6 protein-coding genes are annotated in these 5,424 nt (G+C 46.3%); all 6 read left to right on the top strand.

Going from position 1 to position 5,424, the window contains the following annotated elements; all coding sequences use genetic code 11:
* The first annotated feature begins 122 nt into the window (after positions 1-122).
* From trpS to ccoS, 6 genes are read left to right on the top strand one after another with little or no spacing between them, the layout of a single operon-like run.
* Positions 123-1,088: a tryptophan--tRNA ligase gene (gene trpS, locus WA010_RS11710; protein ID WP_422557296.1), complete on the top strand. Its 966-nt coding sequence runs from the start codon at positions 123-125 to the stop codon at positions 1,086-1,088.
* Positions 1,089-1,099: 11 nt separating this feature from the next.
* A complete protein-coding gene (locus tag WA010_RS11705; protein WP_422557295.1) occupies positions 1,100-1,687 on the top strand; it encodes a D-sedoheptulose-7-phosphate isomerase in 588 nt (195 codons plus the stop codon).
* Between the two features lies 1 nt (position 1,688).
* The gene (gene gmhB / locus WA010_RS11700; protein WP_422557294.1) at positions 1,689-2,192 is read left to right on the top strand and encodes a D-glycero-beta-D-manno-heptose 1,7-bisphosphate 7-phosphatase; all 504 of its coding nucleotides are present in this window, start codon (positions 1,689-1,691) and stop codon (positions 2,190-2,192) included.
* A complete protein-coding gene (locus tag WA010_RS11695) occupies positions 2,192-2,671 on the top strand; it encodes an asparaginase domain-containing protein (protein ID WP_422557293.1) in 480 nt (159 codons plus the stop codon). The genes gmhB and WA010_RS11695 overlap by 1 nt, the downstream gene beginning before the upstream one ends.
* Positions 2,664-5,057, top strand: a complete 2,394-nt coding sequence (locus WA010_RS11690) for a heavy metal translocating P-type ATPase (RefSeq protein ID WP_422557292.1) — start codon at positions 2,664-2,666, stop codon at positions 5,055-5,057. Before WA010_RS11695 ends, WA010_RS11690 begins: the two co-directional genes overlap by 8 nt.
* A 13-nt stretch (positions 5,058-5,070) precedes the next feature.
* On the top strand, positions 5,071-5,289 hold the full coding sequence (gene ccoS / locus WA010_RS11685; RefSeq protein WP_422557291.1) for a cbb3-type cytochrome oxidase assembly protein CcoS: 219 nt from the start codon (positions 5,071-5,073) through the stop codon (positions 5,287-5,289).
* Positions 5,290-5,424: the final 135 nt, after the last annotated feature.

The following is a 5,424-nucleotide window of genomic DNA, read 5'->3' as shown; positions in this document are numbered from 1 at the left end:
CATAGTAAACCATGCTTTGAGCATTTTTTTAACGTGTTCGTCCGAAAAATATAGCATATCTTTTCTTAAGAGGAAGCTTAAGAGACTCTGCGGTAAAATTACTTTATGTTCAAGGAGTTATTGTGCGAGTTTTAACGGGTATTCAACCATCAGGCGATTTACATATTGGAAACTATTTCGGTTCGATCAAAGCAATGATCGAATCTCAAAACGATCATGAGGTGTTTGCGTTTATCGCCAATTATCATGCGATGAGTTCACTCAGCGACGGCGCGCGCCTTTCTCAACTCACGATGCAGGCGGCAACAGATTTTTTAGCGTTGGGGATGGATCCTCAAAAAAGTACCTTTTGGGTACAGTCGGATGTGAAAGAGGTTCTCGAACTCTACTGGGTGCTATCAGGCTTTACACCGATGGGACTTCTGGAGCGGGCGCACAGCTATAAAGATAAAGTGGCGAAAGGGATTGCGAGCAATCACAGTCTTTTTTCGTACCCTGTCCTCATGGCGGCTGATATCTTGTTATTCGGCTCTGAGGTGGTTCCGGTCGGGAAAGATCAGATTCAGCACGTTGAGATCGCTCGCGATATCGCGATCAAGTTTAACAATCAATACGGTGATATCTTCACCATCCCTGAATTTCGTGTGGATGAGAACGTTGCTACTGTTCCGGGGATCGATGGGCAAAAGATGTCAAAGAGTTATGGGAATACGATCCCGATTTTCAGCGAAGAGAAAATGCAGTCCAAGATTATCAAAAAGATTGTGACTGAAGCGGTACCGATGGAAGACCCGAAAGAATTTGAGGGGTGTAATGTTTATAATATCGCTAAACTCTTTTTGGATTATGAAGAGTGTTCAGCACTTCAGGAACGGTATAAAAAAGGGGGAGAAGGGCACGGGCACTTCAAACTCTATGCGCATGATGTGATTTGGGAATACTTCCGTCCCTATCGTGAATGTCGTGAGCATTTCGAAAACAATCAAGACGAAGTGCGTGAGCTTTTGAAACTCGGTGCGGCAAAAGCGAGTGCTCAGGCGCAACCGATTATGGAGAAAGTTCGTTCGGTTACGGGGATTACGTACTAAAGGAAAATATTATGAAAAATTACATTATCAAACAAATCGCCGATTCGGCAGCGACCAAGCAAGCTATTTTAGAAAATGAACCGCTTTTGGACATGATCGTCACCGTTGCGCAAGCGTGTGTGGAAGTTTATCGACACGGGAAAAAGACAATGTTAGCGGGTAACGGCGGTTCAGCGGCCGATGCACAGCACATTGCGGCGGAACTGGTGGGGCGTTACGGGTTTGATCGCCCCTCGATCCCATCGTTGGCACTAACCACCGATACCTCCAGCCTTACGGCAATCGGAAACGATTACGGCTATGACAAAGTGTTTTCCCGTCAGTTAGAGGGGATGGCGCAAGAGGGGGATCTTTTTATTGGTATCTCAACCTCGGGTAATTCGCAAAATATCATTAATGCTTTTGAATCGGCGAAAGATCGCGGTGTAACCACGGTGGCACTTGTGGGACGTGACGGCGGGAAAATGGCGGCAATGGCCGATTTCGCGATTGTCATTCCCTCAAACGCAACCCCGCGTATCCAAGAGTCCCATATTTTAATCGGGCACATCCTCTGCGATATCATCGAAAAAGAGCTTTTCGGCGGCGGAGTAGCGTAAGGTGAACAAAGCCCTGTTTCTAGACCGTGACGGCGTTGTGAATGTCGAGAAAAACTATCTCCATAAGATCGAAGATTTTGAACTTATGGATGGAATAGTAGAGGTATGTCGTACGTATGTGGAGCAAGGATATCTCATTATTATCGTCACCAATCAATCGGGGATTTCACGTGGCTATTACACTGAGGAAGATTTCGCTCACCTGAGTCGATGGATGGTGGAACATTTTAAAGAGCTTGGTGTTACGATTACCCATATTTATCATTGCCCTCATCATGAGAGTATTGATGGACTCTGTGAGTGTCGTAAGCCTGAACCTGGGATGTTTTTAGAGGCTCGAAAAGAGTATGATTTGGATATGGAGCATTCGGTGATGATCGGAGACAATGAGCGGGATATTGAAGCGTCTCTCAAAGCGGGGGTCGGGATGAATATTCTCCTAAGTAGAGAAGCTCTCTCTTCACAAGCGGATCGTATTATTCAGACATTAGGGGAGTTACTTTAGTGCTTATCATCAATACGGGCGGGACATTTAATAAACGGTATGATCCGATCACGGGAGAGCTGTTTGTCCCCAGCGACAATAGTGCTGTTGAAGCGGTTATGGCTGTGTTGGCTGAAGAGGTGCAGGTTGATGGGATCTTGTATAAAGATTCACTAGAGATGGATGATGCGGATCGAACAGTGCTTTGTGAGACGATTAGACGATGCACTGAGGATAGTGTTATTGTCGTACACGGTACCGATACGATGGAGTTAAGTGCCGAAGCGGTCGCTGGGATGAATCTTAAAAAAACCGTTATCTTTACGGGTGCGATGGTTCCCTTTAGTATTGATCCGCTCGAAGCAACAGCAAATCTGGCTATGGCGATAGGGTTTGCTATCCGTTCATGCAGTGGTGTTTATATCGTTATGCAAGGGGTTTGCGGGCAATATAATCATGTACGAAAAAATCGAGTACTTGGGAAGTTCGAATATGTCTAAAGTTAAATGCGATCACTGTCATCTGGAATTTAGCGATGATGTGATGATCCACGATGGGGAGTATCGCTTTTGCTGTAACGGGTGTCGCGGTATTTTTCACCTCCTCAAAGATGAAGGGTTGGAGAGCTTTTATAGCAAAATGGGGGATACGACGCTAGCCCCTCCCACTGAGCAGTTCGAAGCGAGTACGAACTTCGATACCCCTGCCTTTCATGAGCGGTTTGTAACGACAACGAAAGAGGGGCTTTCGCAAGTCTCGCTGGTCATAGAGGGGATACACTGCGCCGCGTGTGTCTGGCTCAATGAGAAAGCACTTCATAAAATGGACGGCGTGATCGAAGCCCATATCAACTATACGAACAACAAAGCACGTATCACATGGAATCCGCAAACTCTGCAACTCTCAGCTATCATCGATATGATCCGCGCCATCGGTTATAACGCATTTCCTTATGATGCCTCGCTCCAAGAGATTCGAGCCAACAAAGAGCGTAAAGAATATTATCTCCGGATGGCAGTGGCGACGTTCGCGACGATGAATATGATGTGGATCGCCGTGGCTCAATATGCAGGGTATTTTAGCGGGATTACCCAAGAGATCAAAACGATTCTCAACATTGCCGAGTGGGTGTTGGCGACTCCGGTATTGTTTTACAGTGGATGGATATTTTACCGTGGTGCCTACTATGGACTTCGAAATAAATCGATTACGATGGATTTACTTGTCGTTACGGGTTCGAGCTTGGCGTATCTTTATTCTATCTATATCACCGTCTTTGAAAAAGGGGAGGCCTATTTCGATTCGGTGGCGATGATTATCACGTTTGTTCTTTTCGGGAAGTTTCTCGAAGTCCTTAGTCGTAAAAATGCGGCGGATACCCTCGACATCATCGGCAAACATATTCCGCGTGAAGTGAGTATCGTGGATGGGGAATCGATCCGCTCCGTCGATGTGAATGAGGTCAAAGAGGGTGACGTGATTGTGATCCGAAGCGGTGAACGTTCAGCGATTGACGGCGAAGTTATTTCGGGAGAAGGGAGTTTTGATGAATCTAACCTCACGGGAGAATCGGAGCCGATATTTAAACGGATCGGGGACAAAATTATCAGCGGAACAACGAGCATCGATGCGCTGATCCATTATCGTGCGACCAAAGATTTCGCCCACTCGACCCTCTCTAATCTTGTGAATTTACTCGAAAACGCGATGGCGCAAAAACCCTCCATCGAGCAGTTGGCGAATCGCCTCTCTCAACACTTCTCTTCCACAATTCTCTTTTTAGCGATTGCTACATTTTGGACATGGTATTTTTGGCCGCACAGCTTTGATCGCTCCCTCATGGTGGGAATCTCAGTTATTATCATTGCTTGTCCGTGTGCGCTCGCACTGGCAACTCCGGTGGCGACTTTGGTAGGGTTGGCATTGGGTGCTAAGCGGGGGATTTTGTTTAAATCGGCGGCGCAGATCGAGACGATGGCAAAGGCGACTATGGTGGTACTCGATAAAACGGGAACGATTACGATGGGGCGTCCTGAAGTGGTCTATGCCACGATTCATGAGCCTTTTGATACGGGAGCATTACATACACTCGTCTCCTCCTCCAAGCATCCCATTAGTCGTGGGGTGATGGAGTATTTGGATCGCACGGAAGCGTCTATAGATGCGAGTAGCATTGAAGAATCACGCGAAATTCCTGCTCGCGGAATGGTTGGACGACATAACGGTAATATGATCGCAGGTGGGAATGCCCTGTTGATGGAAGAGTTGGGACTATCGGTCGATACCGTGAGTGATAAAAGCCTTTTTTACTATGCGGTTGATAACAGACTGGTTGCGACCTATGAATTACGTGATTTGCCAAAAGAGAAAGCGTACGAATCAATTGCGGCATTGAAAGCTTCTAATTTACGAGTGGTGATGCTTACGGGGGATCATGAGGCGGCAGCTGTGAGGGTTGCACACGAGGTTGGGATCGATGAGGTGCACGCCCATCTAGCTCCAGAGGGGAAAGCGGCATTTATCGAGTCGGCTCATAGCGAGGGGCATATCGTTGTGATGGCAGGGGATGGGGTAAATGATCTCCTAGCGCTTGCGGCAGCGGATATCGCTATCGCGATGGGAAATGGGAGTGACATTGCCATCGAGGTGAGTGATGTGGTGTTGATGAACGATTCGCTCGTCTCCCTCTCGGAAGCATTTGCGATCAGCCGAAAAACCTATGGACTGATAAAACAAAATCTCGGCATTTCACTCGTGTATAATTCGATTACGATTCCACTGGCGATGATGGGGTATGTGATCCCGCTGATCGCGGCGATTTCGATGTCGTTTAGTTCGCTTCTCGTTGTTGGAAACTCGATGCGGGTACGATGGTTGTATAAATAAAAGGTAGGTAATTATGGATAGTTGGGTAATCGCAATGATGTTGGGCGCATCACTGTTTTTAGGTGCTGTGGCATTAACTGCCTTTTTATGGGGAATCAAAAACGGTCAATTTGATGATGAGAAAAAAATGATGAATCAAGTACAGTATGACGATGAAGCGGAACTCAACGATGCGGCAAATCAACAGCGTAAAAAAGAGTCTTTAAATAAAGAAAGCTATAAACCTGAATGAAATTTATCGAACCCTTTTAAAGGGTATCGATTTTTTTGATTTCTTCATCAAAAAACTGCTCTAACAATTTTTTTTCTTCCGGTGTTAGGAGAGCTTTTTCATGCATTATGAGATATTCTTGTTTGGGCATCCGAT

Origin of the sequence: Sulfuricurvum sp., assembly GCF_049305995.1 — a bacterium.
Taxonomy (GTDB): Bacteria; Campylobacterota; Campylobacteria; order Campylobacterales; family Sulfurimonadaceae; genus Sulfuricurvum.
The sequence above is the reverse complement of the archived record's forward strand: the minus strand, read 5'-3'. Positions and strand labels throughout refer to the sequence as shown.